Source organism: Rothia amarae (assembly GCF_014705945.2).
GTDB classification, from domain to species: Bacteria; Actinomycetota; Actinomycetes; order Actinomycetales; family Micrococcaceae; genus Rothia; species Rothia amarae.
Window position 1 is genome coordinate 75,348 of the sequence record NZ_CP061538.1, and the last position, 25,299, is coordinate 100,646.

Sequence of the window (25,299 nt, forward strand, 5' to 3'; positions counted from 1 at the left end):
GTGAACTCGTCTTTCGCATCTGCGCCTCGCCTGCGCACTATTTTGACGGCTATATTAGTGGGAATGTTGGGCGTTGCCTGCCTGATTATCGGGCTCAGCAGTTTTCTCACTATCAAGAATTCCTTAGAATCGCAGGTGAGCGAGCGGTTAGATCAGACGTCGCACCGCGCCATGATTTTTAAGCCCGAGGACGCCCCTGTGCGCAACGGCGGCGCGGGTGGGGCGGACGGGGCAAATGCGGAGGGCGCGCAAAACGTATGCGAGACGTCCGCTAGTAGCTCGCCGCTCAACGCACCCGGCCAAAGCGCAGGGACCCTCACCGTCTGCGTAAATAACGGGAATGTGGGATTCTCAGGAGTTTTGGATAGCTCGGGCGATTTACAAAGTCTTTCTGAAGCAGACGTTGCGCAGTTGAAAGATGTCCCGGCAGAAGCTACCGCCCAAAAAGTTGATCTTGAAGTAGGGAACTACTTGGTAGAAGCTCACGCGCTTCCCAATCAGCCCCAGACCGTGGTGGTTACAGGCATCCCACTCAAAGACATGAATAATACGTTGGCCACCTTAGTTGCCGTGATGGCAGGTGGGTCGCTGGCGGTAATGGTTATAGCTGGTCTGCTCGGCTCATGGATTATCCGCCGGACGATGCGCCCCCTAGAGCGTGTCTCGGCAGTTGCTGCCGGCGTCGCGCAGGCAGACTTGGAGTCGCAAGTGCTTTCTCGCGCCTACCGTGTGCAGCCGCGGGACTCGAACCCCCGCTCAGAGGTAGGCGCGGTGGGATTCGCGCTAAACCAAATGCTGGGGAACGTACAATCTGCCCTGCAAGCACGGGAGAAAACTGAAAACCAGATGCGCGCATTTATTGCCGACGCTTCCCACGAACTGCGCACTCCGCTCGCTGCCATTAAGGGGTATTCGGACCTTCTGCGGTGGACCGAAAATCTGAGCGATTCGGGGGAGCAGTCGGTGAATCGCATCGAATCACAGACTGCACGAATGAGCCGCTTGGTAGAGGATCTCTTGTTGCTCGCTCGTCTGGATGAAGGCAAGCAGCCGGTCTTTGAGGCGGTAGACCTCTCGGAAATGCTCGCTGAAAGCACCTTCGATATGCAGGTAGCTGCCCCCAATCATCGCTGGACTCTCAATATTCCAGACGACCCGGTAGAAGTTCGCGGGGACCGCAACCAACTTCAGCAAGTTATTTCGAATCTGCTCTCTAACGCACGCAAACATACCGCCGAGGGAACGCATGTAACGGCGTCGCTAGGTTTTGCTGAGGGCGGGTTTGCTGAGGTAAGAATTAGCGATAATGGCGAGGGTATCGATTCTGAATTTATCGATAAAATTTTTGACCGATTTACACGCGCCGACGTCGCGCGGTCTGGGGACGCCGGAACCACAGGATTAGGGTTGCCGATTGTACGTGCCATCGTTGAGGCACACGGTGGCAGTATTGACGTGCAATCTCGCCCGGGGGAAACCGTCTTTAAGGTGCTGCTGCCGCTGGCATAGGGATTAGGACGCGTTCGTTAACCCCAGCCCAGAATCAGCAAACTCTTCCGCTCACCACCCCTATTTGGGCTTGTTACGCCAATATTAAGTAAATTTTATGAATACATCCATGAGATAAGTACTACTTGCCCCGTCATGTATGTAGAGGTGAAATTTTGGTGTAATTCCGGGGTTTTGTCTTTCCTTATACTCTCCTTCTCAGGGCTGATTTTTTACTTTCTCCCCCTTATTGGTGAATTTTGCACCCCTGGTGAAGCAAATACCCCTTACTGTGTAAGGTAACGATTTGATAACAAAGGTGGCGCGATATGTCGCTCAGCATGCGTACAGCGGTTGGTGCGCTTTCCCTCATTAACCGTATGACCTCTGATGCTTCCCGGAACGCAGTTCAGACCATTACCCACAATGCCAAGCCTGCCGAGTTGCCGGCTACTATGTATGACCGCTATGGGGCGTACTACCGGCAGGTGGATGATTCGCGCGTAGTTTTTCTCGACCCCGAAAACGAAAAATGCGCCAACGTACTGGTATATATTCATGGCGGGGAATACAAAAGACCTCTAACCATGATGCACTGGGGCATCATTGACCGGTTGATGAAAGAAACCTGCGCCTCTGCTTTGGTACCGATGTATCAATTGGCTCCCCACCACAGCGCTAAAGACGCCTACTCATTACTCGACGGCGCCTTCGCCCATGCCCTCAAAAGCGCCCGAGAAACCGGTGGAAAAATAATCGTTGCCGGTGACTGTGCAGGTGGCGGGTTGGCTCAGGCGTATGTGATGAGCCGCCGCGATCGCGGGTTGGTTCTCCCCGATAATGTGTTGCTTTTTTATCCCTGGCTCGATCTCACGCTTTCCAACCCCGAAATTCATGGCATTAAAGATCCGGTACTTAACCGCCCGTCGCTCATTGAAGCTGGACGCCGCTGGAGTGGTTCGTGGGAAGTGCGGGATCCGCGCGTCAGCCCTATTTTCGGGTCGGTAGAAAACCTTCCGAAAACCCACATTTACCAGGGCAAACGAGACATCATGTATCCCGACGTTCGCAACTTTGCCAATCTTGCCGTCGGTGCTGGCTCGCCCGTGAGCCTGACCTTAGCGCCGCGCGCTTTTCATGGATACATGGGGGCTCGACTCATGCCAGAAGCACGCGCTGCCTACCGTGAAATTGGCAAGCAGTTCGCCGCCTAGTTGTATGTTGAAGGATTCAGGAATGCGCCCCGTTGAGACTCCAGTGGGCACTCTGTTAGCGGTGGAAGACGGCGCTGTAGTGCGCGCTTCAGGTATTCCCTATGCGCGTGCCGAGCGTTTTCGCTATCCCCGTTCAGTTCGTCTAGCTGACTTTGGAGATCCTTTTGTAGCAGATTCTCCTGCCCCAGCTGCGCCACAGTTTTTGCGCGGTAAGGACGGGGATATCCGTCAGTCGGTACTGATGAGCGAGGAGTGCCAAAATCTCTCTATAGTGTTCCCTGCCGATGTTGCACCCTCTGAAAAGTTGCCGGTCATGGTCTATTTTCATGGCGGATCGTACGTGGTGGGTAGCGGCGACGGCGCACGCTATAACCCTGTTCGCTTGGTGGCAGACGAGCGGGTTGTGGTGGTTACGGTGACTTACCGGCTAGGTCTGCTGGGGTTTTTGGGTGGCTCGAAAGAGCGCCCTGCCAACCTTGGTTTGTTGGACGCGCGGGAGGCATTGCGCTGGGTAAAACAGAATATCTCGGCATTTGGTGGGGATTCAGAAAATATAACCCTGTTCGGGCAGTCTGCTGGCGGCGATTTGGTCACCCAGCTTTTACTCGCCGAAGGTGTGGTGGATGAAGGTTTAGTCCATCGCACTATTTGTCAGAGCGCGCCGATTGAGCTGGTGAATCGCAAGCAAAAACTCGCCGCTGCGATGGTGAAGAAGACCTCTGACATTCCTGCCGATGCACCAGTAGAAATTTTTGCAGAGCGCGGGTGGAAGATGCTCGTGCAAAGCCCGATTTATGACGGTTTATATTCGGCGATGATGCCGTTTGGTACGTTATACGGGCACTATCCTTTGCCGAATGTTGAGCAGGTGGAAGATGCATGGAAAAAGATTGCTCAACGGGTAGATGTTCTTATAGGCGCTAATATGCGCGAATCAGCATATTTTGTGCCTCAACCGCCGAAATACCTGGGGAAAATGGCGCAGAAGGTTGCTGAGTTATTGGTGGAAAAGGGCTCGTGTGAGATGTACATTGAGCCCGCCCGCCGTTTTGTGCGTCGTCATCGAGCCGCAGGCGGAAACGCCACTTCCTATCTGTTGCGGGTGGGGCATCCGCTAAACTACCACTACTCGGCGCACTGTACCGAGCTTGCTCTTTTATTTGAAAACTCCTGCTGGGACGGCGATAAGTTACTCGCGGGCTCCTACCCGAACGAGCGGGCGGAGCAAGGACGGGCTTTACGCGCCATCTGGGCAGAGTTTGCCCGCTCGGGAGTGATTCGTTCCGAGTTGGCTGAGCGTGCGCGAATTGAGTTTGCGTAGCTAGGGGAGAGCCCTAAGATTTTAGTCTTCGAGCAGTGCTTCCGCCGTCGCCCGGTCTGTAATCAGCACCGATACCAACTTGCCCCGCAGAGCCCCACGGATGGCATCGAGCTTATGCTCACCCCAGGCAACACCGACGACGCGCGGCAGCCGCCTAATCTGCTTAAGGTTAATGCCGATGGTGCGGGCACAAAGGGGCGTCACAATATGCTCACCCTGGGCGTTGAAGTGGTGACCGCAAATGTGCCCTACTGCGCCATCACGTTGAAGAATGGCGCTGGTTTCTTCTTCGACGTAGCCGTCAAAAATGTAACCCTTTTTCCGGTCCTCAATAGTTCCGATACCTACCAGGGCAGTGTCAGCGGTCGCTGCGTAGTGCAGAATCCCTGCGACTTGCTGGCTCTGAATGAGCGAATAGGCAACCTCCGGAGCGGAAACCACCAAAGGAGCGGGCAGCGCAATATGGCGCCCGCCGAGTTGACCGGCAAGACGGCGGCAGGTTTCCGATGCGTCAACCTGTACTTCTTCGTTGCTGACCGATCCGATCGCCTGAATCACGCGGGAGGCCAGCCAGTTCATACGCGGCATCGCCTCGATGGTGGCGTTCACTGCGAACCCGTTGGAAACGGTAATCACGGAATCTTCAGGAGAGGTCTCGATGAGGTAGTCGGCGGCGCATCGCGCTACGTTTTGGGTAAGATTTCCAAGGACCTTAGACTCAGCAATTCGGGCTCCGATAAGCCCAAACTTTTCAGCAAGTGCTTTCTCTATGGACATCGCTCGCTCTAGCGGGTGGGTGATGCGGATGTGAACCACACCTTCCTCACGTGCCTCGGTCAGAAGCCGGGACACGGTGGGGCGAGAGTAACCCACGTGCTTAGCGATTTGCGCCTGCGTGGCGCCCTCTTCGTAGTACATGCGCGCTACCTTCAAGAGCAGGCTCACGCGTTCGCGCTCGTCAGAGGTGTTTGAACGGTGCAGACGCTGCGGTGAAGGTGCCATGTTCTCTCGTTTCTCTCTGCCCCGAATGATGTAGCCATCGAAATCTCATGATGAAAAGTCTATGTATTGAGTTTATGGGTAAGGATGTCACCCAGCACAATTTTGTCCGAACCTGCAGGTTAGGGAAGAGGAAACATAGGATAAATTAGGAGGGTGAAAAGTCAGAAATTTCCTCCAGGATTGCTCGTGTTTTTGGGCGGCGGCTTGGGCGCAAGCATACGTTGGCTACTGACCCTGGGTTTACCTTTCACGGTTATTCAGATGACGTGGGCAATCAACGTATTGGGTGCTTTCTGCCTCGGCTTTTTGCTCGCTTTTTTAACGGGTCTAGGCGCAGAACAAGGAGGCCGAAAAATTGCCCGTTTGTTCCTCGGAACCGGTTTCATGGGCGGCTTCACCACCTATTCGGCACTCTCGGTGCAGTCGGTGGGCTTGCTCTCTGAAAACCCACAGATTTTTTGGTTTTACAGCGGGACGACGCTACTCCTGGGACTTCTTGTCTGCTTGCTAGGAACGAGACTGGGATCTGCCGCCGCACGACGTCGTGGAGTGTCTTTGGCTACCAAAAAAGTAGGGGAGGGCTTATGAATTTCCTCCTTTTCCTCGGCGTATTTATCAGCGGGGGAGCTGGTGCATGGCTCCGATTCACTCTCGACGGCGCGGCGAAGAAAACTACCCTCGGGCAACGAATACCTCTGGGTACATTCCTGATAAATTTCACCGGCTCTTTTCTCCTGGGTGCTCTCACTGGTGCAACCGGGATGCTTGCCGGTTTATTTGGCGACGACATCGTCCACACGTTTGTTCTTCTTGCTGGCACTGGCTTTTTGGGTGGCTTCACCACGTTCTCCACTGCGATGGTCGACGCCGTAACTGCCGCCTCCGCTCGTCGTCCGGGGGTGTTTATCTTTGCTTGGCTCGCCCAGGCGATTCTCTGTATTGTCGCGGCTGCGCTGGGAATGGGCCTGACCGCATAGCTTCTTTGCCCGGTAGGCTTAAGCCCATGAAAAAGCAACAGACCGGCATCAAAGAAACCGCCTTTCAACTCGCCCGCAAGCACGGTTGGGAGCTGGAATATGAGGGAGGGCTTGAAATTGACGGCGAATATTTGGACGACGCCGACCTCACCTGGCGTCAAGTATCTGAGGATGGCTCGCTCACCTATGTGCTGAATATCAGCTGGTCCGAATCAACCCAGTACGGGTTTGTGCTCACGCGAGAGAAGGAAAAGGAATCTGCGCATTCAGGTTCGTCCTTTGGCGTTTTCACCGGTGCGAATCTGAATGCTACCCCTTTTGAAAACTCAGCATTGTCTTTACTACAACAGGGACAGACGGTCACAGAAAAATACTTTATTTCTACGATGGAGCGGCTTATTAGCGAGATTGAGGGGGCTATACAGTCTCTCGTCTAAGATTAAAAATGAGATATAAACTACATTTTTAGGGAGCCGCAGGTTATAGTTCTAAGTAGCCTGACTAAAAGTTGTGACCATTTGCACCGGGAATCAACAACTTGAATTAAGTCCAAAGTCCCTGCGCACCTGCGCACGCCGTTCGATTGGGGTTCCCTGATGTCTCCTAATTCTTCGCTGAATTCTGTAGAGGGCAGTATCCCTCCGGATCCTTTTGCTCATGAGCAAGAAGGTTTCCAAAAAGGTCTCAGACCACGCCAGATTCAGATGATTGCCATTGGCTCTGCTATTGGTACCGGTCTTTTTTTGGGTACTGGTGGCCGCCTTGAAAGCGCAGGCCCATCTCTAGCTATCATTTACGCAATCTGTGGTTTCTTTGGATACCTCATTCTGCGTGCCCTGGGGGAGCTTATTCTTCACCGACCCTCTTCGGGCTCTTTCGTTTCCTATACCCGCGAATTTTATGGCGAAAAAGCCGCCTATGTTTCGGGTTGGCTGTACTGGCTTAACTGGGCAATGACCGCGGTAGCTGATGCCACGGCAATTGCTATCTATATTGCTTGGTTTGGGCAGTATAGCGAGTTCATTGCTTCGATTCCACAGTGGGTTGTAGCGCTTATCGTGGTGTTAGCAGTAGTTTCCTTGAATCTGGTTTCCGTTAAGGTTTTTGGCGAAATGGAATTCTGGTTTGCGCTGATTAAGGTTGCCGCGCTCTTGATTTTTATGGTCGTGGGTATCTGCTTCTTGATTTTCGGTAGCCCTTCAGGCGAACCCACCGGTTTCTCACTCATCTCCCAAGCTGGCGGCATGCTTCCTAACGGCTTGCTAGCAGCGGTAATTGTGGTTCAAGGTGTTGTCTTCGCCTACGCAGGTATTGAGCTGGTGGGCACCACCTCTGGTGAAGCGCAAGATGTAGAGCGCGTTATCCCTCGTGCTATCAACACGGTAGTTCTGCGTATCGCCGTGTTCTACGTGGGATCCGTTATCCTTCTGTGCTTGCTTCTTCCTTACAATCAATACACCGCTGATGAATCTCCTTTTGTGACCTTCTTCGAATCAGTTGGTTTTGAGTATGCGGCACCCATCATGCAGCTAGTTGTTATTACTGCGGCAGCCTCCTCTATGAATGCTGGAATGTACTCCACCGGGCGCATTCTTCACTCGATGGCTGTGGCAGGCTCAGCTCCTCGGTTTGCAGCAAAGATGTCCAAGGGCGGTGTCCCCGTCGCTGGTATTTTGTTGACCGCAGTGGTGGCACTCTTTGGTGTGGCACTCAACTTCTTTGTGCCGGCGCAGGCATTCGAAATTGTTTTAAACATTGCAGCTATCGGCACCATGGCAAGCTGGGCAGCTATTGTGCTGGCTCACCAGAAATTCTTGAGCTTGGTGAAAGAGGGCCGCTATAGCCGACCCAGCTACCGGGCTCCTGGCGGTAAGTTCAGTGACTGGGCGGTTATCGTCTTTATCGTTCTTGTAATGGTTCTTATTGCTTTTGATTACCCGGTAGGAACATGGACCTTAATCTCACTCTTGGTAGTGATTCCACTTCTATGGGGCGGATGGTTCCTCGTACGTCAGCGTGTCTATGAGGTTGCCGCAGTTCGCGAAGGCTACACAGGCGAGTTCCCCGTCATTGCGCGTACACCTGGCTCGGATTCAGTTCATACCCAAACCCCCCGAGTACACAATGAATTTCACGAGAGTGAATAACTAGCACTCTACTGAATTGAGGTGCAGGGAGGTTTGCGAATTGCTGACTCCCTGCACCTCTCTTATTTTGCGTAACACACGGTCAAAATCGAGCAAATCTTTACATTCAAGTTCGGCAATGAGATCCCATGCCCCGTTAGTGGTGTGAATAGCTCGAATTTCGGGGATTCCTTTAAGTTGAGCGATGGCATAACGGGTGGTCCGATTCTCCACCTCAATACAGCTAGTGGCATGAAGTAGACCAGTTGCTTGACGTTTATGCGTGCGAACCGTGTAGCCGAGAATAGTTTCATTGTTTTCCAGGCGCGCCATTGTCTTGGTGACGGTCGCACGAGAAACATGCAACTCCTCAGCAAGGGCTGAAACCGAGGTGCGACTATTTTCACGAAGAAGCGTAATCAGTTTATGTTCCAAGACAGTGAGCTCAATCATGACAATATAATAACTGTCACTTAGCACTTTGTTCATTTTCGATGCAAATTAACTTAACCTGCCTATGTTGACTTTACATTTTTGGCCATAAACTTAAATTCTGCCTCCTTCCCGGTGCAACGAGTTTTGAGAGGAAAACACATGACCCAGTTTGTTGACGTATCGAGCATGGCTCACTGGATTCAGCGCGATGGCGTTGAAAATATTATTGGCGGAATGGCCAAGTACATTGAAGATGACTTTAAGCGATGGGAAAGTTTCGATAAGATTCCCCGCGTGGCAAGCCACACCCCTTTCGGTGTTATTGAATTAATGCCCACCTCTGACCATGAGATTTACTCTTTCAAGTACGTCAACGGTCACCCGTCTAACCCTGCTCGTGGATTCCAGACCGTCACCGCGTTTGGTTTGCTCGCAGACGTAGATAACGGCTATCCTGTTTTCCTTGCGGAAATGACTCTGCTGACTGCTCTTCGTACAGCTGCGGCGTCGGCTCTTGTTGCTAAATACCTAGCTCGCCCTAACTCCAAGCGGATGGCGATGATTGGCGCAGGTTCTCAGTCTGAATTCCAGGCGCTTGGTTTCCGCGCACTCTTGGGTATTGAAGACATCACTATCTACGATATTGAGCCTGCCTCTATCGAGAAGTTCCGCCGCAACATGGAGCCCCTTGGCTTCAATATCCGCGTGGCTGAATCGGTAGATGACGCTGTTCTCGATGCCGATATCATTACCACCTGCACCGCAGACAAGGCACAGAATACCATTCTTTCCGACCACCAGGTAAAGCCCGGCGTGCACCTGAACGCTGTCGGCGGTGACTGCCCCGGCAAGACCGAACTTGACGGCGCTATCCTTGATCGCTCCACCGTCTTTGTGGAATTCCCGCCGCAGACTCGTATCGAGGGTGAGATTCAGCAGAAGGACGAGGACTTCCCCGTGACTGAGTTCTGGCAGGTTCTCACCGGCGCGGCAACTGGACGTAGCTCAGACGAGGAAATCACCCTGTTTGACTCTGTTGGCTTCGCTATCTCTGACTTCTCTGCTTTGCGCTACTGCTCAGATGCAACTAAGGACTCTGACCTTCAGCAGTTCATTGACCTTGTGGCTGAGCCTGAGGATCCCCGCGACTTGTTCTCACTCGTCAAGGTGAACTCTCCCGTAGGCTAAAACTTTTAGCTGAGCCTTGAGCTAGAGATTTCCCCGGTCATCATGTGATGGCCGGGGAAATCTGCTTTAACGGAGTACCTCGTATGAGGTACCAGAAAAGTAAACGCGAGATACCGTCTCGAAATAGTAGCTCGTTTACTTTTCTGATATTTCGGGGGGGGATGGGGTACTCTTAAAGAAGTAAGCCTGCATATTATTTTCACGACGACATAAGGTAACGATGCGCGATACAGAACAGATGCCCTCAGACCAACGCCGTCTGGTGGTTGCGGGAGCATCAGTAGTGGCAGTCTCCTATGGAATGGCGCGCTTTGCTCTGGGGCTGAGTACCCCGCGCATCGTAGAAGATCAGGTAGCCACGAGTGCTGAAATTGGTCTAGCGTCATCGCTTAGCTTTCTGACCTATGTGCTTGCTTGCTTCGTAAGTAGCCGGCTTTTGAATAGCGGTCGATGGAAAACAAGTGTTCTTCTGGTGCTTCTTACCGCAACAGTTGGAACTCTGATGGTGGCGATGTCGTCGTCTGCCCCCTTATTTATGAGCGGAATTGGTGTGGCTGGAGCTGCCGCAGGTTTCAGCTCGGGAGCTATCGCTTATAGGTTGGCGCAAGAAATTTCCCCTGCCCAAGAGGCTCGTGCGCAGTCGATTGCCAATGCGGGTACGGGAATTGGTGTTGCAATTTCTACCGGCATATTGCTGGCAGTTTCCAGTTGGAGGCTCGTCTTTGTGGTGGCTGCGGTTTTAGCCTGCGTGGTGTGTTTATGGTTTTTGAGACTCAAAACTTCCTCACCTGCGACGGCGGCAGGCGGTTCGAGCGACGAAGCCCGGGGCGAATGGCGTGCCCTTCTCTTTCCAATTCTGTTGACGATTTTGATGGGTGCAGGAAGCTCCGTCTACTGGACCTACGGGCGCGCATTAGCTGAGGAGCAAGGCGGTCTGAGCGATTTTCAGTCTCTACTGTTCTGGGGCGCTATCGGGGTGGCAGGAATTGGTGGCGCGTTAGCGGGTGATGTGGCATCAAGAATGGGATTAAAACTTTCATGGACCCTTTGTTCGGTAATTCTTGGCCTTTCAATTCTTTGCCTACCGCTATGTTCCAATGTGGTTTTCGCTGTTCTTTCGGGCGCATTGTTTGGGGCGTTTTATACCGTGGTTACCGGTTTGACGATTGAACTCGGCCGTCAATCGTGGCCCCGTGCTGTAGGTGCGGCAACTGGTATCCTTTTCGCTACAATCGCGGTAGGACAGACCGCCGGGTCGATGCTCAACGGGCTTGCGCTGACCAATCTCAGTATGGAGCGTCTCTTTACTCTCGGAGGAGTCGCAACCCTCGTGGCAGGAGCGCTAATCTGGGGAATGAAAAAGAAAACAGACCCCTCTCCCTCATCTGTGGGGTAAACTGGGGACGCTCGGACGGTCGTCGCTCATACTTACGCGCCCACTAGGGGAACAATGCATTTCATGGTCAGCTGGGGGACTCCCATTCTGATTCAAGCAATCACTATATGGCTGATTATTGCCGTGATTGCTCTACCTCTTGCCGCCCTGATATACCGCAAACGCTATGGAAAAATTCCTGCCCGACGCATGATTATTATGCCCATCGTGTTGCTTTATGCGGTAGGTATTATTTCATTTACGTTTTTGCCCTTGCCTGATCCGCAAACTTTTCAATGCGGAACAGGCCTCAATTACCCGCGTTTCTTTCCCGGGTGGAGTGTGGAATTCGCCTTGCGTAATACGGAGGGTCGCGGCGTCCTGAGGTTCGCTACGTGGTGGTTCGTGCAAATCTACCTGAACGTGCTTCTCTTTGTGCCCTGGGGATTTATAGCCCGTGCAGTATATAAGATGAATTTCCGCGCAACACTGCTGAGCGGTTTCGCCGCAACCTTACTCATTGAACTTACCCAGCTCACGGGCATCTGGGGTATTTACCCCTGCCGCTACCGCACCTTCGACGTCGATGACATGATTACTAATACCCTCGGCGCCATGATTGGCTGGCTACTGGTAGGGGCATATATGCGTTTCCGCCCAAAGTCTTCCCCTCAAAATAAAAGAGAATCTCGGTCCAGATAGCGCAGCTATTCTTTGCCCGAGCGTCCGCGCCCAGTCTGCACATTGACGCGTGCGTTGGTGGGGGCTGGCATCAGAGGGCTACCTTCAACTACTGGAATTGATCCGGTGGGCATGTAGGTTGCCGCTGCCGACGCCGCCGTCGCTTCAGTATTTTCAGGCTCAGGGATAATCTCCGCCGAACGGGAGATGTACATGTGCTGGTTCGCCCACCAGCCAAAGAGCAGGACGAGCAGCGCGAACCCCGATGTAATAAAGAGGAAGGGTGTAACTCGACCGTGGTAGTAGAGCTGGAAGAAAGCACCTGCCATGGAACCGCCGGCAAAAGGTGCACAAATAGGAACCCAGCAGTAATACCAGCGAGATGAACCCTTGCCGCTAATGGGTAATAGGGCGTGCATGATGCGCGGGCCTAGGTCGCGGGCGGGGTTCAGCGCGTACCCGGTTTGTCCGCCGAGGCCAACGACCAGTACTGCAACCATGAAGCCGTACGCCAGGGGCTTGAGCACGTGATTGAGGTTGAGGGTTAGCGCAGAACCTTCAAGTGTCGGGGTGAAGTTCACTCCCACATACAGAGCGGAGAAAACCAACATAAAAGTACCAATGATTTCCGAAAGAGCGTTGGTGAAGTAGTTGTGAATAGCGGGCACGGTAGAGAAAACACCAAGTTTGATTTTTGAATCAGCGGTAGCTTTCCAATGGGGAAGGTAATTGAGCCAAACGAAGAGGGCACCTGCCATCGCTCCGCCCAGTTGAGCGATCATATAACCGGGGACCATTGCCCAGTCGAATTCTCCATACACTGCGAGCCCTAGCGTTACTACCGGGTTGAGGTGACCACCGGAGTAGGCGTGGGAGGCGTAGACGCCGAATGCGACGGCGAAGCCCCAGCCGAAGGCGATGGTAAAGAAGTTGTCGCCGTGGCCTTTAGAGCGGCGGAGTTCGACCGTGGCAATGGAGCCGCAGCCAATAATAACCATAATCATGGTTCCAAGGAACTCTGCGAGGTAGGGGCTAATGGTGTACACGGGGCTAAACCTTCCGGCGGGAGCCACTTACTGAATGTGTAAATGTGTGGCTTCAGTTGTGTTTATGTGTTAATCAAAGCCTGAAAGTAAACCCGGTGCAAGGTGTGTTTGAAAGGGTCAAAATGCACCTATGCGAGCTTACAAAGATTTTTCTTAAAAGTGTGATGAACTATACTTCTTTGTCTTTTGCGGGAAAGAGCCGCAGAGTCCGCGCTCTGCCATCGGAGGGAAGCAGCCTTCATTGCCCCTGTATGAACAACCAGACAACATCTGCATAATCACAGGTAACTCCAATCGAGATTCAGCATTTTTTGCCTTTTCATTCCTTGAACGGGTGCATAATAAAAAAGCAGACTGAGACATCTCGGCCAGTTATGTGTAAAGAATGAAATGAGCACCTATGCATCTACAACCTAAAGACCAGGAAAAACTCCTCGTCGTTGTGGCCGCCGACCTAGCACGCCGACGCCAAAAGAGAAATCTCAAACTTAACTACCCGGAGGCAATTGCCATCCTCACCTACGAAATCCTCGAAGGCGCACGCGACGGGCGCTCCGTAGCTGACCTCATGAGTTGGGGTAGCACTATCCTCACCCGTGACGACGTCATGGAAGGCGTGCCCGAAATGATTGATGACGTTCAGGTAGAGGCAACATTCCCTGACGGCACCAAGCTTGTGACCGTTCACAACCCCATTCGATAGGAGGGGCAGTCATGATCCCCGGTGAATACAAACTGAATGATGAGCCTGTCGTATGCAACGAGGGCCGAGAAGCAATCGAAATTGAAGTTACCAATCGCGGCGATCGCCCGATTCAGGTAGGTTCTCACTACCATTTTGCTGAGGCAAACAGGGCGCTTGAGTTCGACCGTAAAAAAGTGGTTGGCTACCGTCTAGATATTCCTGCGGGTACCGCAGTTCGGCTAGAACCTGGCGATACCACCACCGTTCGGCTGATTCCGCTCGGTGGCGACCGCATCGTCTATGGTTTCCGAGACCTTGTTGATGGGCCTCTTGACCCTCATACTCCTGCCATTTTCGGACAAGACGAGGGCATCCGGCATAAGTCCGTAGCGGGCGATGCGCCCGACCCGCTTCAGGAACGTGAAGATTTCTCGAACGAAACTCAAGAGAGCGAGTAAGGGGTTAAATTATGAGCTTTGAAATGAAGCGAGACCGTTATGCCAGCCTCTTTGGCCCTACCACTGGGGATGCAATTCGTCTAGGAGACACCGAGCTATTTGCTGAAATCGAAAAAGACCTCACCACCCCCGGTGAAGAAGCAGTTTTCGGTGGCGGCAAAGTGGTGCGCGATGGTATGGGTCAAAACAGTCATCTAGTGCGTGATGTAGACGTTCCTGACTTGGTGATTACTAACGTCATCATTATCGATTGGACCGGTATTTATAAAGCGGATGTTGCTATCCGTGACAGCCATATCCAGAAAATTGGTAAAGCCGGCAACCCTCACACCATGGAGGGTGTGGATATCATTATCGGTGTGGCAACCGATATTATTTCCGGCGAAGGAAAAATCCTCACTGCAGGAGGTATCGATACCCACATCCATTTCATCAGCCCTGACCAAATCGAAACTGCGCTGACCTCCGGCATTACTACCATGATTGGTGGAGGCACTGGTCCCAGTGAGTCTTCTAAAGCGACCACCATCACTCCTGGTGAATGGAATATTCAGAACATGTTGCGCTCTTTTGAAGAGTTCCCCATGAACTTTGGTTTGCTCGGTAAGGGTCACGGTTCTTCTATCTCTCCGATGGCGGAGCAGATTCGTGCCGGCGCTATTGGCTTGAAGGTTCACGAGGACTGGGGGGCAACGCCATCCTCTATTAATACTGCCCTGCAGGTAGCGGATCAGTACGATGTGCAGGTTGCTATCCACACCGATACCCTGAATGAAGCGGGGTTTGTGGAAGACACCAAAGTAGCTATCGACGGGCGTGTTATACACACGTTCCACACGGAAGGTGCCGGTGGTGGTCATGCCCCTGACATCATCGAATTGGCATCTGAACACAATATTCTGCCAGCATCCACTAATCCCACTTTGCCCTACACTGTCAACACCATCGAAGAACATTCAGACATGTTGATGGTCTGCCATCATCTGAACCCTTCAATCCCTGAAGACGTTGCTTTCGCTGACTCCCGTATTCGTAAAGAGACTATTGCTGCGGAAGACGTTCTGCAGGACATGGGTGTATTCTCCATGACTTCCTCTGATTCTCAAGCAATGGGCCGCGTGGGTGAAGTTATTCTGCGTACCTGGCAGGTTGCTGATTCTATGAAGAAGCAGCGCGGCAAGTTGGCGGAAGATGAGAACAGCAAGAGCGATAACTTCCGTATTAAGCGCTATATCTCCAAATACACCATTAACCCCGCTATTGCACAGGGGATAGGACATGTTGTGGGTTCCATCGAAGAAGGCAAGTTTGCTGACCTCGTTTTGTGGGAACCTCAGTTCTTTGGGGTAAAACCCGAGCTAATTATCAAGGGGGGTCAGATGGTTCACGGCATCGTAGGCGACCCTAATGCGTCGATTCCTACCCCTCAGCCCCGCTGGTACCGTAAGGCATTTGGCGCATACGGTATGGCTGTTCACGAATCCTCTATTACGTTCATCTCTCAGGCTGCGCTGCGGGGTGGAGTTTCACGCCAGCTCGGTCTGAAGAAGGTAGTTCGTGCGTGCAAGAACATCCGCGATCTTCAGAAATCAGATTTGAAGTTCAATGGTGAGACTCCTAAGCTCTCTGTGGATCCTGAGACCTACGAAGTGCGTGTGAACGATGAAGTGATTTCCTGTGAACCGCAGAATGAGCTTCCTTTGGCGCAGCGTTACTTCTTGTTCTAAGGAAAATTGAGTGATTATTGACAAGATTCTAGGCAATACCCACACCGATGAGGGCGCGGTTTTAGTTGCTGACGCTCATGTGGAGAAGGTCGTTTTGCCTAGTGCCGACTTGGTGAAGCGCATCCAGCGCCTCACTACCGACCACAACACGGAGTTTGGGTTGCGTCTTCCTACCGGGGCACCGGATTTGAAGGACGGCGATATTCTGCAGATTGATACCAGCGGCGAGAAAAAGAACGCCGTAGTGGTATCGGTTCTGCCAACCGACGTCCTGGTCATCCGCCCCGAGTCCATTTTTGAGATGGGTTTTGTGGCGCACAGCCTGGGAAACCGTCATCTGCAAGCACAATTCTTTGCAGAAGATAGCGAATACCAGGCAGAGGTAATGGTGGTTCAGTACGACCATACGGTGGAGGACTTCCTCAAGCACCACGAGGTTGCCTACGCCCGTCAAGAGCGAGTTATGCCCGTACCCTTCAGGCATGCGGAGCACACTCACTAATGGCGAGTTCACCGCAACTCTCAGCCCTGCTGGGCATGATGCAGCTGACGGACTCGGCGCTTCCTACAGGAGCGTTCTCCCACTCGCTGGGATTTGAGACCTACCTGACCAGCGAACAAATCATCGATGAAGAAACCTTTTCCACATGGCTTGAAATGTTCGCTAGTCAGCAGCTGACCTTTACCGATGCGCTGGCTATCAGGTTGGTGTATGCCGCCAAAACTTTTGACGACATCGTTGACCTAGACGAGCTGATTACCGCGCAGGCGCTACCCACGCAGATCCGCCATGGCGGTATCACCATGGGTAAGCGTCTACTCTTTCTGGGGGCAGAGTCTTATCCCAGCGAGTGGATTTCAACTTACGCTGAGAAAGTCAGCGAGGGTGAAATGTACGCGCACCAGGCGCTCGTCTGGGCAATTTTGGCGCGAGAACTAGGGGTGGAGGAGGACGACGCGGTTGCCGCGCACGTCTACGCCACCCTCATTTCGCTGACCCAGAACGCTGTACGCGGTATCCCTTTGGGGCAGAATGCCGGTCAGCGCGTGATTCGAGGCGCCCAAGAATGGGTAGAACAAGCTGTTAAAGCATCGGCAGAGCTGGGCTATAACGACCTTGGAGCCATCTCACCCGGCTTAGAGATTGCTCAAATGCGGCACGAACATCAGCGTGCCCGCTTGTTTATGAGCTAATAGTTTTTGAAAGAAGAGATAACAATGGATCCCATTATTGTTGGAATTGGCGGCCCTGTGGGCGCCGGTAAAACTCAGCTCATTGAACGTATTTCTCGTGCTGCAAGCGACGAGATTTCAATGGCTGCTATTACAAACGATATTTACACGATTGAAGACGCCAAGATTTTGGCAAAGAACTCTGTTCTGCCCCAGGATCGTATTATCGGTTTGGAAACCGGCGGTTGCCCTCACACCGCTATCCGCGAAGATACCTCGATGAACGAGGCAGCGATTGACGAGCTGAAAAAGCGTTTTCCTGATCTTCAGCTCATTTTCGTGGAGTCCGGTGGCGATAACCTTTCGGCTACTTTCAGCCCCGAACTGGTAGATTTCTCGATTTACATTATTGACGTGGCGCAGGGCGAAAAGATTCCTCGCAAGGCTGGTCAGGGCATGATTAAGTCTGATCTGTTCGTTATCAACAAGACCGACTTGGCTCCTCACGTGGGCGCTGACCTGTCCGTCATGGAATCTGACTCTAAGCAGTTCCGCAAAGATAAGCCCTTTGCTTTCACCAACCTGAAAACCGATGAAGGCTTGGAGCAGATTTTGCAGTGGATTCGCCACGACGTTCTCATGCAGGATCTTGCCTAAATGCAGCAGAAACCAGCTGAGAAGTGGGCGGGTATTCTGCAGATGCGCGTGGAAGCTGCTGAATCGGGGCGCTCCTTTGCGCGCCGCCAGTATCACGAGGGCGCTCTGCGGATTATCCGCCCGCACTACCTGGACGCCAACGGACAGGTGACCTACACGGTTATCAACCCCGGTGGCGCCTACTTTGGTGCAGACCGTTACCTCCTAGAGTTTGAGACAGAGAAGAACTCTGAACTTTTGGTGACCACCCAGTCCGCCACCAAGGTCTATAAGACCCCGCAGGGCCCTGCCTTTCAGCAGATGAACATTACGGTGGGAGAGAACTCTGTCTTCGAGTACGTACCGGATCAGCTCATCGTCTACCGCGAAGGCTCCTACCGGCAGGTGACCTCGGTACAGATGCACCCCACTTCTACTCTGCTTCTTTCCGAAATCATTACCCCCGGCTGGTCGCCGGAAAAAACTGATTTCAGTTACGACGAACTCAATACCCGCACCGAAGTAAAGGTGGAAGGGGAGAACGAGCTCAAACGCCTCGTCGTCGATCAGCTGCGCTTAATGCCCCATGCTGATCAAAAGATTTCTGGTCTGGGCATGATGGAGGGCTTCACCCATACCGGGCAGCTTCTTCTAGCGGACCGACGTTTAGACGATGAGCTGTTTGAGAAAATTCGTGTGCTTGCTGAAGCATCAGATACGTATACCGGTGTGAGCCGGGCAGGTACCGGTGAAGTATATGGCGTCAAGTGCATATCTATCCGTACTCTTGCCCGTTCAACCGGCGCGGTTTCGGCATTGCATACTGCCATCATCGACGCGGTACGTGAAGAAGTTCGCGGTCAATCTCCCCTTAATCTCAGAAAATTTTAGGTTCCATGAACTCACTTACTATGACGGCGGTTCGCAGCGTGCTGCAGGGCGTCTCGCAAATTTTCTTTCTCTCTAATAGCTGGACCGGGCTGCTCATTCTAATCGGCATCGGCATTTTTGACGTGCGCATGGCAACTCTCGTGCTATTCGGTAGCGCGGTTCAGGCTTTCGGTGCCTGGTTGCTCGACGCTGGTGAAGAAGCTACCCAAGGGCTCATGGGGTACAATGGGGCCCTGGTGGGTGCTGTACTCGGATATGAGCTAGATAGTTGGAAAGCTGGCATTCTGCTGACGATTATCGGCGCTTTATCCTGCATTCCGGTACATCGTCTTTTCCAGAAAATCTTTGCCCTGCCGGGATTGCGTAATGCTCAACTTCCCGTCTCGACCGCACCTTTTTGTACGGTAGCCGGTTTGTTGTTTGCACTGGTGATGCCTTGGGTTTCTACCGGTGCGCCGTCGTCCTCGGAGGAGCCGCTTGTAGGCACCTTCTTAGGTATTGCCAACGAATTTGCCGAAGTAGTTCTCACCGACGGATGGGTGACCGGTCTGTTCATCATCGTGGCTTTGTTCATCGGTTCCTGGAAAGTGGGCTTGTTCGGTCTGCTCGGTAGCATCGTGAGCGCACTTTTCTTGGTGATTCTGCCTTTACCCATGAACGTGGACGACGTTTCCACCGGTCTTTACGGCTACAGCGCGGTGCTTGTCTCTATCGCTTTGGGAACCATCTTCCTCAACCATCTCTCGCTCACCACCCGCATTCTGCTGGCCCTGCTGGGCACGGTTCTGACCTGGCTCGTCCAGGCGCTTTTGGCCCTAACCGTCATTCCCGTGTACACCTGGCCCTTCCTGCTTTCCACGTGGATCGTGATGCTCCTGGTAGCAGAGACCCGTTCAAAACCCGCAAGTATTTAGGAGGAATATGACTGCTTCTACCGATAGTTCTCTTTTTACCCGTTACGTCACCAATAGGCACCGTTTGCCTTTGCGCACGCGAATTATCGCAACCTATGGCGCAGTCGTATTGCTCCACCTGTTGGCGGCGGGGCTATTGCTCAGTGCCCTCGCCCCTGGGGTTAGACCGCTTTCTATAGGAATTGTGGTCGCAGCCTATGTTGCTGGCCTCAAGCACAGCTACGACTGGGACCATATCTCCGCTATTGATAATTCCACTCGCAAACTAGTAGCTGACGGCATGTCGCCCGCCTCCGTAGGTTTTGCTTTTAGCCTGGGGCATTCGCTCGTGGTAACCCTGGCAGGAATCATGGTGGTTGGCGGCGCCCAATTTATTAGCGGCGCTTTTGAAGAGGGAAACCCCGTGAACCACGTCTTGGGGCTTATCGGCGCGGCAGTATCGGGTTTCTACCTGCTCATTTTAGGGCTTTACAACGGCGGAACTGCCACCCGCCTCATTCGCCGGTTACGCCGTCATGAATCCACTGCTGAAGCAGGCCACACCCACCACCTCAGCGACGAAAACTGGGGTCTCGTCTCTCGTATTCTGCGTAAACCTATCTCTAAGATTGAGCGCCCGCGCGACATCTTTGTGATTGGTTTCCTCTTTGGGCTCGGCTTCGACACCGCTACCACCGTCGGACTTCTCGTGCTGACGGTAAGCGCGTCCCTTGCTGGAGTCCCACCGCTGGCACTAATCGGGCTGCCCATTGCCTTCACCGCAGCAATGACCCTGTGTGATACCACCAACGGTCTGGGCATGATGAAGCTCTACTCAACAGCCACCGAAAAATCTGAACGCCGTCTACGATTCAACGCCGTCATTACCTCAATTTCGGCACTTTCGGCGCTGTTCATCTCAATCATTACCCTGGGCGGATTCTTCAACGAGCTGTTCTCGCTCACCGACCCAGTGACCACCTGGCTTGCAGAAATAGATTTGGGCAACGCCGGTCTAGCGCTAGTTGCACTGTTTGTGGCGGTATGGCTCTGGTTCTACTTCAGCGGCAGGACGACGCGTGGGGAACAAGCCTAAAGCACCGCTGGGGTGCGGCGTCGGGCTTATTCGCCCTTCGCCCACTTCAACACTCGCTCCATAAAGCGCTCGCACTCCTCAATCTGGCTCAGCTCAACCCACTCATTAGCCGTATGCGCCTGCGCAATATCGCCGGGGCCGATAATCACAGCAGGGATACCTGCCTGATGGTACTGACCGCCCTCGGTGCCGTAGGTAACCTTAACCAGAGGTTCCTCCACCGACTCGGGTTTGCCGATAAGCTCAGCACCGAGCGTCAAAATTTCGTCGCCCTCTTGAGTATTCAACCCGGGCACAGCAGCTAGTAGCTCATGGGTGACTTTCACCTGGTCTTTGAGCGAACCAGGCTCAGCACCCGCAAGCTTCTCAGCGCGTTCAGCCCGCCACTGCAAACGAGGCAAAATCACCTCAAAGAGATGCTTCTCCACACGCTCCACCACGCTCTCAGTAGACATCTGCGGAATGGTGCGGAAATCGTACTCCACCCGCGCGTCCTCACCCACAATGTTGTACTGCAAACCGGCGTCAATCACATTGCCACCAATGGTAGAAGAAGGGGTTACAAAACCTTCATCGAAGGGGCCTTTCTCTAGCCATTCGTCCGAAAGTTCTTCGAGGAACACCACAAACTCGGCGGCAGACGCCGAAGCATTGACGCCGTGCGACGCCAACGAACCATGCTTTGCCACACCGTGGAACGTAGCAACCCCTCGATGCGCACCCTTATGTGCGGCAATAACTCGCATGGAAGAAGGCTCGCCCACAATCGCAAACTCAGGCTTAATACCCCGCGCGATGAACTCTTCAATCATGCGAGGAGCACCCACACAACCAATTTCCTCATCGTAGGTAAAAGCAAAATGCAGAGGTTTCTTCAATTTAGCTTCGGCAAAGCGGGGGAGTATCCACAGCGCAACAGCGATATAAGACTTCATGTCTGCAACGCCGCGACCAAAGATTTTATCGCCCTTCACAGTCGCCTCAAAGGGGTCAGTATCCCATTGCTGACCTTTTACCGGAACCACGTCGGTATGCCCAGAAATTATCAGTCCGCCATCGGTTGAACCATCCGCGGCGGGAATGGTGACGAAAAGGTTGGCGCGCTCGCCGTCGTCTGAATAAGTCAGTGTTGGTTCAAAACCGTACTTTTTAAATTCTTCGCTCACTACCGCCAGAAGTTCATCGTTAGGGGTAGTTGCCACGGTAGGTAGGGCTACAAGTTTCTCAATCCAGGGAAAAGAAGCGGGAAGGTTGCTCATAAGATCCTTTCAAAATCTAAATCACGTAGTGGTCGCCAAGCTGGTGAAACTTCCGTGCGTGATAAACCACCGGGGTGATTTCATCGGTATTATGCTGCACAAATTCGGTCACGCGGGCGATGAAGACGACGGCAGGATCAGCATCTACCCGCGACACCGGCTCAACGCGGAACACGCGGTTAATTCCGTGCACCAGGGGTTCACCGGTAGGGAGCCACCCCCAGGTGGTTTCGTCCTCAAATTTAGGATAGTTGCTGGTGGCAAACTTCTTGGCAATATCTACGTTTTCACCGCTGATAAGGTGAATTAGAAACGACGGTGAATCTACGATCTTTGCCGCCGACCCGGTGCGGTTTTGGAAGGAAAAAGCAACCATTGGCGGATCGGCAGAAACAGACGACAGTGACGAAATGGTCAACCCCGCCGGCTCGCCGGTAATCCCCTGGGCAGTAACAATCGCAACGCCTGCTGCTTGAGCGCCGAATGTCTCTTTGAACAGTTCCGAGTCTGATTTTGACGGCTCGTTTTCCGCATCGAGAACTACCGTCTCTGCGGGGGAACCTGTGGTTTTCTGCGCCAAAACTAACTCCTTGCGGCTGCAATATGGCTTTACCTTAAATAAACCCTAGAACGCAGACCCTGCCGTGCGCCATGATATTGCGTTTTGTGTAATCAGACTTGGATTATTACGGTAGAGGGCGTAATGCTATGCGTCGACCGACTTGTTTCGCGCCACCAGTATCGCCACCATGGCGATCAGCACGCACGTCGTCCATACCGCAGGAAAAGGGATAAGGATGTCAAAGTAAACAAGGGTAGCGCCTCGTTCAGTGAGGTGGGAGCGGCCGGTTTCGACGTCCACCAGCAGTTCGATACCCGCAGCGAAAGCGGCGGCACTGGCGAATACAAAATAGTGAACGTAGCCGTAGGTGAGGGAGCTTCGGAATGAGGTAATCGCATTGTGGTGAGGGGGCCACGGAGTGAGCTTTTTCTGTTCAGCAAAAATTGGAACTGCAATCTCAGCGAGCCCCAGCAGAATAAAGGTAGGCAGACCTAGGGCGCTATCGGCAATAAAGATGAGGCGCAGAACCCACAACACCTGTACTGCGAGAATTCCCCAGCCGTAGCGGAAAGCGGTGGCACGGTATTCGGGGTTGGTGAGCCCAGCACGGAACCACTGGGTTGCCATACAGATACGCATAATCACATAACCGGCAACTACTATGCGAAAATCGCCGTCGAACCCCGCGGGAATACCGGTGGAGAAAACAATAACACCACCCATTTGGAAGATGGTTAGGACTCGATACAACCAGTCATCGCAGTCGAAAGAGGTTGCGAACCAGGTGAAGTTCACCCACGCCCACCAGATGCTAAAGAACATAACAATGAACCCTACGACGCCGTGTTGCACATGGTCTCCGGTGAGGGCGTGATGGAAGCTGGACGCGGCGCCGCCTACCGCGATGACGAACACGAGGTCGAAGAAGAGCTCAAGTGAGCTAGTAGCGCGGTGCGGCTCGTGGGGATGGCGGGGTCGCATGGGCGTAAGCCCGAAACGAGATGCTGTGTTACTCAATGGGGAATCCCCCAAATTGGCCCTCAAATAAAGGGTCTCAACAAAGACTATTCCCTAGTCTAGAGGGCGTTTTAAAACTTTGGTCAATTTCTACGCGATATGGGACTCATATCGCGCAAAAATTGACCAAAGTTAAGGGTGCCTGGCACTATGCGCTTTTGTGCATCTTTTCGACGTGCGCGCCGAAGTCGCGCAGAAGCTGAGGCATGTCGTCCTTATCGGTTACTACCTCAATGAAGACGAGTTTGTCACGAGTTTCACCGGCGACCTTGCACGCATCCACCAGTTCGCGGGAGGTCGTCGCTCGCAGAATCACAGAGTTCTTCTCTGTAGCGCCAAAGCCCACGGGAATCTGCTGCCAGTTGTAGGCGGTGATGTCGTTGTACTTTGCCTCGGGACCGTGAATGGAACGCTCAATGGTGTAGCCGTCATTGTTGATGACGAACATCACCGGGTTGATACCTTCTCGGATAATGGTTCCGAGTTCCTGGATAGTGAGCTGTGCCGAACCGTCACCAACGAGCAAGACCCCGCGGGAATCACGGTCTGCCATTGCCGCGCCAAGTAGTGCGGGGATGGAGTAGCCAATCGAACCCCACAGTGGCATGCCGATGAAGCGGGAATCTTCGGGGAACTTCTGGTTAGCCATGCCGAAGAACGAGGTGCCCATATCTGCAACCACGGTGTTGTGGGCGTCGAGGTGGGCGGGCAGAAGTGCCCAGAGTTCATCCTGCTTCAGCGGCGAGTCAGAGACTTCAGGTAGCTGGGTGTCGTTTTCAGAGCCCGCGAAATCCATGGCGACGGCGCCAGCTTCGGCTGCGGCGTCCTTGAGGATGCGCAGGGCATCTGCCATAGCCAAGGGCGCAAAAACCTTACCTGCAATGGTTGCACCGCGGGCACCCAAATCGATGACGCGGGCAGGATCAATCTGGTGGGAGTAGTGCGCCGAGGTGGTGTCGGTGAACTCCACGCCGGAGCTGATGAGAACTTCAGCTTCTTCCACTACCTTGCGGGTGGATTCCTCGGAAAGCGCGCCGATGTAGATACCAGCGTAGTTAGGCAGGGTTTCATCGAGCATTGCTTTGCCCCAAAGAATAGAGGCAAAGGGGAAGTTTGTGCTGGTCACAAAGTCATTGAGTTCTTCGACGGCGTCGAGGCGTTCAGTCATAATATCGGCAAGCACAGCGGTCTTCTTGCCCTTGAGGAACTCGGTTGCTGCTACTCGGAAGTCCTCTTCGACGTCCTGCGCTGAGAGGCGGGTGGTGACATCCAGGGGTGCAGAGGGCGCGGTCGCGGGAGTGCGAGCTACGTCGACGGGGAGCATTAGATAACCGGGCTTGCGGTGAAGTACAGCCTCGCGCAGGACGCGGTCAATATCGTTGGTTGCGGTAGCGCGGTCAAGAACCGCTACCGAGTAATTGACCTCGCGTGCCATGCGAACAAAGTGCATGAAATCGCCGTCGCCCAGGGTGTGGTGCATACGTCCGTGCTGTTGCTGAGAGGAAGTGCCTGGGGCGCCCACGATATGGATAACCGGCACGTTTTCTGCATAAGAGCCAGCGGTTGCGTTGATTGCCGAGAGCTCGCCCACGCCGTAGGTGGTGCAGATGGCGGCGATGCCGCGTACGCGCGCGTAACCATCAGCGGCGTAACCGGCGTTGAGTTCGTTAGCGTTACCTACCCACTCGAGGTTTTCGTGGGCGAGGACGTCGTCGAGAAAGTGCAGGTTGAAGTCGCCAGGTACGCCGAAAATTTCGGTAGCACCGAGTTCTACAAGGCGATCAAGAAGATAATTGCCAACGTTGTAAGTCATAATGTCCTTTGTCTATCAAGCCCGGGCCCGCCCGGGCAGTTCGCGTATTTTTGCGCCTGAGGCGCCCATCCCACATAGTACGGCAGATTGTAACCCTAGTCACTTAGCGCAAAATGGGTCTGCATTGTGAGCCATAACGGGTGCGTGTGGAGACATTAACGCCCGGAACCTCTCAGGTCTGCCGGTTACACTGGTAAGACTGCAGAATAAATAACTTTTGAGGGCAAAACCCTCAT

Annotated in this window: 26 protein-coding genes; 19 read left to right on the plus strand and 7 right to left on the minus strand. The window is 53.3% G+C overall.

Annotation, left to right across the window (positions count from 1 at the left end; genetic code table 11):
- The 3 genes from IDM48_RS00380 to IDM48_RS00390 all read left to right on the plus strand — a co-directional run bounded on the left by IDM48_RS00380 (position 1) and on the right by IDM48_RS00390 (position 4,023).
- Positions 1–1,509, plus strand: a complete 1,509-nt coding sequence (locus IDM48_RS00380) for a sensor histidine kinase (RefSeq protein WP_151147079.1) — start codon at positions 1–3, stop codon at positions 1,507–1,509.
- Between the two features lie 308 nt (positions 1,510–1,817).
- Entirely contained in the window at positions 1,818–2,702 is an 885-nt protein-coding gene (locus IDM48_RS00385; RefSeq protein WP_151147077.1) for an alpha/beta hydrolase, read from the plus strand.
- Between the two features lie 22 nt (positions 2,703–2,724).
- The gene (locus tag IDM48_RS00390; RefSeq protein WP_190617553.1) at positions 2,725–4,023 is read left to right on the plus strand and encodes a carboxylesterase family protein; all 1,299 of its coding nucleotides are present in this window, start codon (positions 2,725–2,727) and stop codon (positions 4,021–4,023) included.
- A 21-nt stretch (positions 4,024–4,044) separates the two neighbouring features.
- Here the strand turns inward: IDM48_RS00390 and IDM48_RS00395 are convergent, their stop codons facing one another.
- On the minus strand, positions 4,045–5,025 hold the full coding sequence (locus tag IDM48_RS00395) for a sugar-binding transcriptional regulator (protein ID WP_068169754.1): 981 nt from the start codon (positions 5,023–5,025) through the stop codon (positions 4,045–4,047).
- Between the two features lie 153 nt (positions 5,026–5,178).
- Here IDM48_RS00395 and IDM48_RS00400 point away from each other — a divergent pair, with 153 nt between their 5' ends.
- The 4 genes from IDM48_RS00400 (at position 5,179) to IDM48_RS00415 (ending at position 8,149) form a co-directional block, all read left to right on the plus strand.
- Entirely contained in the window at positions 5,179–5,613 is a 435-nt protein-coding gene (locus IDM48_RS00400) for a fluoride efflux transporter FluC (protein WP_158004393.1), read from the plus strand.
- Complete coding sequence (locus tag IDM48_RS00405; protein ID WP_068169749.1) at positions 5,610–6,002, plus strand: fluoride efflux transporter FluC; 393 nt, start codon at positions 5,610–5,612, stop codon at positions 6,000–6,002. Before IDM48_RS00400 ends, IDM48_RS00405 begins: the two co-directional genes overlap by 4 nt.
- A gap of 26 nt (positions 6,003–6,028) precedes the next feature.
- Positions 6,029–6,439 carry a hypothetical protein gene (locus tag IDM48_RS00410; RefSeq protein WP_068169744.1) on the plus strand — a complete coding sequence of 137 codons (411 nt, stop codon included), beginning with the start codon at positions 6,029–6,031 and terminating at the stop codon, positions 6,437–6,439.
- 159 nt (positions 6,440–6,598) lie between these two features.
- Positions 6,599–8,149 carry an amino acid permease gene (locus IDM48_RS00415; RefSeq protein WP_068169742.1) on the plus strand — a complete coding sequence of 517 codons (1,551 nt, stop codon included), beginning with the start codon at positions 6,599–6,601 and terminating at the stop codon, positions 8,147–8,149.
- On the opposite strand, the gene IDM48_RS00420 is transcribed toward IDM48_RS00415, so the two are convergent.
- A complete protein-coding gene (locus IDM48_RS00420) occupies positions 8,150–8,581 on the minus strand; it encodes an Lrp/AsnC family transcriptional regulator (RefSeq protein WP_068169739.1) in 432 nt (143 codons plus the stop codon). It lies immediately after the preceding gene.
- A gap of 141 nt (positions 8,582–8,722) precedes the next feature.
- Here IDM48_RS00420 and IDM48_RS00425 point away from each other — a divergent pair, with 141 nt between their 5' ends.
- The 3 genes from IDM48_RS00425 to IDM48_RS00435 all read left to right on the plus strand — a co-directional run bounded on the left by IDM48_RS00425 (position 8,723) and on the right by IDM48_RS00435 (position 11,828).
- Positions 8,723–9,751 carry an ornithine cyclodeaminase gene (locus tag IDM48_RS00425; protein ID WP_068169737.1) on the plus strand — a complete coding sequence of 343 codons (1,029 nt, stop codon included), beginning with the start codon at positions 8,723–8,725 and terminating at the stop codon, positions 9,749–9,751.
- 220 nt (positions 9,752–9,971) lie between these two features.
- Positions 9,972–11,147, plus strand: a complete 1,176-nt coding sequence (locus IDM48_RS00430) for an MFS transporter (protein WP_068167794.1) — start codon at positions 9,972–9,974, stop codon at positions 11,145–11,147.
- A 54-nt stretch (positions 11,148–11,201) separates the two neighbouring features.
- Positions 11,202–11,828, plus strand: coding sequence for a VanZ family protein (locus IDM48_RS00435; RefSeq protein ID WP_145175863.1), 627 nt, complete (start codon positions 11,202–11,204; stop codon positions 11,826–11,828).
- 5 nt (positions 11,829–11,833) lie between these two features.
- On the opposite strand, the gene IDM48_RS00440 is transcribed toward IDM48_RS00435, so the two are convergent.
- The gene (locus IDM48_RS00440) at positions 11,834–12,853 is read right to left on the minus strand and encodes an MIP/aquaporin family protein (RefSeq protein ID WP_190617555.1); all 1,020 of its coding nucleotides are present in this window, start codon (positions 12,851–12,853) and stop codon (positions 11,834–11,836) included.
- Positions 12,854–13,253: 400 nt separating this feature from the next.
- Between IDM48_RS00440 and IDM48_RS00445 the strand changes: the two genes are divergently transcribed.
- Genes IDM48_RS00445 through IDM48_RS00485 form a run of 9 tightly spaced genes read left to right on the plus strand, consistent with a single transcriptional unit; the run spans position 13,254 to position 20,412 of the window.
- Positions 13,254–13,556, plus strand: coding sequence for an urease subunit gamma (locus IDM48_RS00445; protein ID WP_068167806.1), 303 nt, complete (start codon positions 13,254–13,256; stop codon positions 13,554–13,556).
- Between the two features lie 11 nt (positions 13,557–13,567).
- Positions 13,568–13,996 carry an urease subunit beta gene (locus IDM48_RS00450; protein ID WP_151147068.1) on the plus strand — a complete coding sequence of 143 codons (429 nt, stop codon included), beginning with the start codon at positions 13,568–13,570 and terminating at the stop codon, positions 13,994–13,996.
- Positions 13,997–14,007: 11 nt separating this feature from the next.
- Positions 14,008–15,723 (plus strand): urease subunit alpha, encoded by a 1,716-nt coding sequence (ureC, locus tag IDM48_RS00455; RefSeq protein WP_068167811.1) that lies wholly within the window; start codon positions 14,008–14,010, stop codon positions 15,721–15,723.
- A 10-nt stretch (positions 15,724–15,733) separates the two neighbouring features.
- Complete coding sequence (gene ureE, locus IDM48_RS00460) at positions 15,734–16,225, plus strand: urease accessory protein UreE (protein WP_145175851.1); 492 nt, start codon at positions 15,734–15,736, stop codon at positions 16,223–16,225.
- Positions 16,225–16,917, plus strand: coding sequence for an urease accessory protein UreF (locus IDM48_RS00465; RefSeq protein WP_145175848.1), 693 nt, complete (start codon positions 16,225–16,227; stop codon positions 16,915–16,917). The genes ureE and IDM48_RS00465 overlap by 1 nt, the downstream gene beginning before the upstream one ends.
- 24 nt (positions 16,918–16,941) lie before the next feature.
- On the plus strand, positions 16,942–17,553 hold the full coding sequence (gene ureG, locus IDM48_RS00470; protein ID WP_068167819.1) for an urease accessory protein UreG: 612 nt from the start codon (positions 16,942–16,944) through the stop codon (positions 17,551–17,553).
- Positions 17,554–18,423, plus strand: a complete 870-nt coding sequence (locus IDM48_RS00475; protein ID WP_068167820.1) for an urease accessory protein UreD — start codon at positions 17,554–17,556, stop codon at positions 18,421–18,423.
- Positions 18,424–18,428: 5 nt separating this feature from the next.
- Entirely contained in the window at positions 18,429–19,337 is a 909-nt protein-coding gene (locus IDM48_RS00480) for an urea transporter (RefSeq protein ID WP_068167821.1), read from the plus strand.
- A gap of 7 nt (positions 19,338–19,344) precedes the next feature.
- A complete protein-coding gene (locus IDM48_RS00485) occupies positions 19,345–20,412 on the plus strand; it encodes a HoxN/HupN/NixA family nickel/cobalt transporter (protein ID WP_068167823.1) in 1,068 nt (355 codons plus the stop codon).
- A 26-nt stretch (positions 20,413–20,438) separates the two neighbouring features.
- Here the strand turns inward: IDM48_RS00485 and IDM48_RS00490 are convergent, their stop codons facing one another.
- From IDM48_RS00490 to IDM48_RS00505, 4 genes are all read right to left on the minus strand, one after another.
- Positions 20,439–21,671 carry an acetylornithine deacetylase gene (locus IDM48_RS00490; RefSeq protein ID WP_145175845.1) on the minus strand — a complete coding sequence of 411 codons (1,233 nt, stop codon included), beginning with the start codon at positions 21,669–21,671 and terminating at the stop codon, positions 20,439–20,441.
- 16 nt (positions 21,672–21,687) lie between these two features.
- Complete coding sequence (locus IDM48_RS00495) at positions 21,688–22,251, minus strand: flavin reductase family protein (RefSeq protein ID WP_145175842.1); 564 nt, start codon at positions 22,249–22,251, stop codon at positions 21,688–21,690.
- A 126-nt stretch (positions 22,252–22,377) separates the two neighbouring features.
- On the minus strand, positions 22,378–23,250 hold the full coding sequence (locus IDM48_RS00500) for a low temperature requirement protein A (protein ID WP_238397990.1): 873 nt from the start codon (positions 23,248–23,250) through the stop codon (positions 22,378–22,380).
- Between the two features lie 148 nt (positions 23,251–23,398).
- The gene (locus tag IDM48_RS00505) at positions 23,399–25,063 is read right to left on the minus strand and encodes an alpha-keto acid decarboxylase family protein (RefSeq protein WP_145175839.1); all 1,665 of its coding nucleotides are present in this window, start codon (positions 25,061–25,063) and stop codon (positions 23,399–23,401) included.
- Positions 25,064–25,299 lie beyond the last annotated feature (236 nt).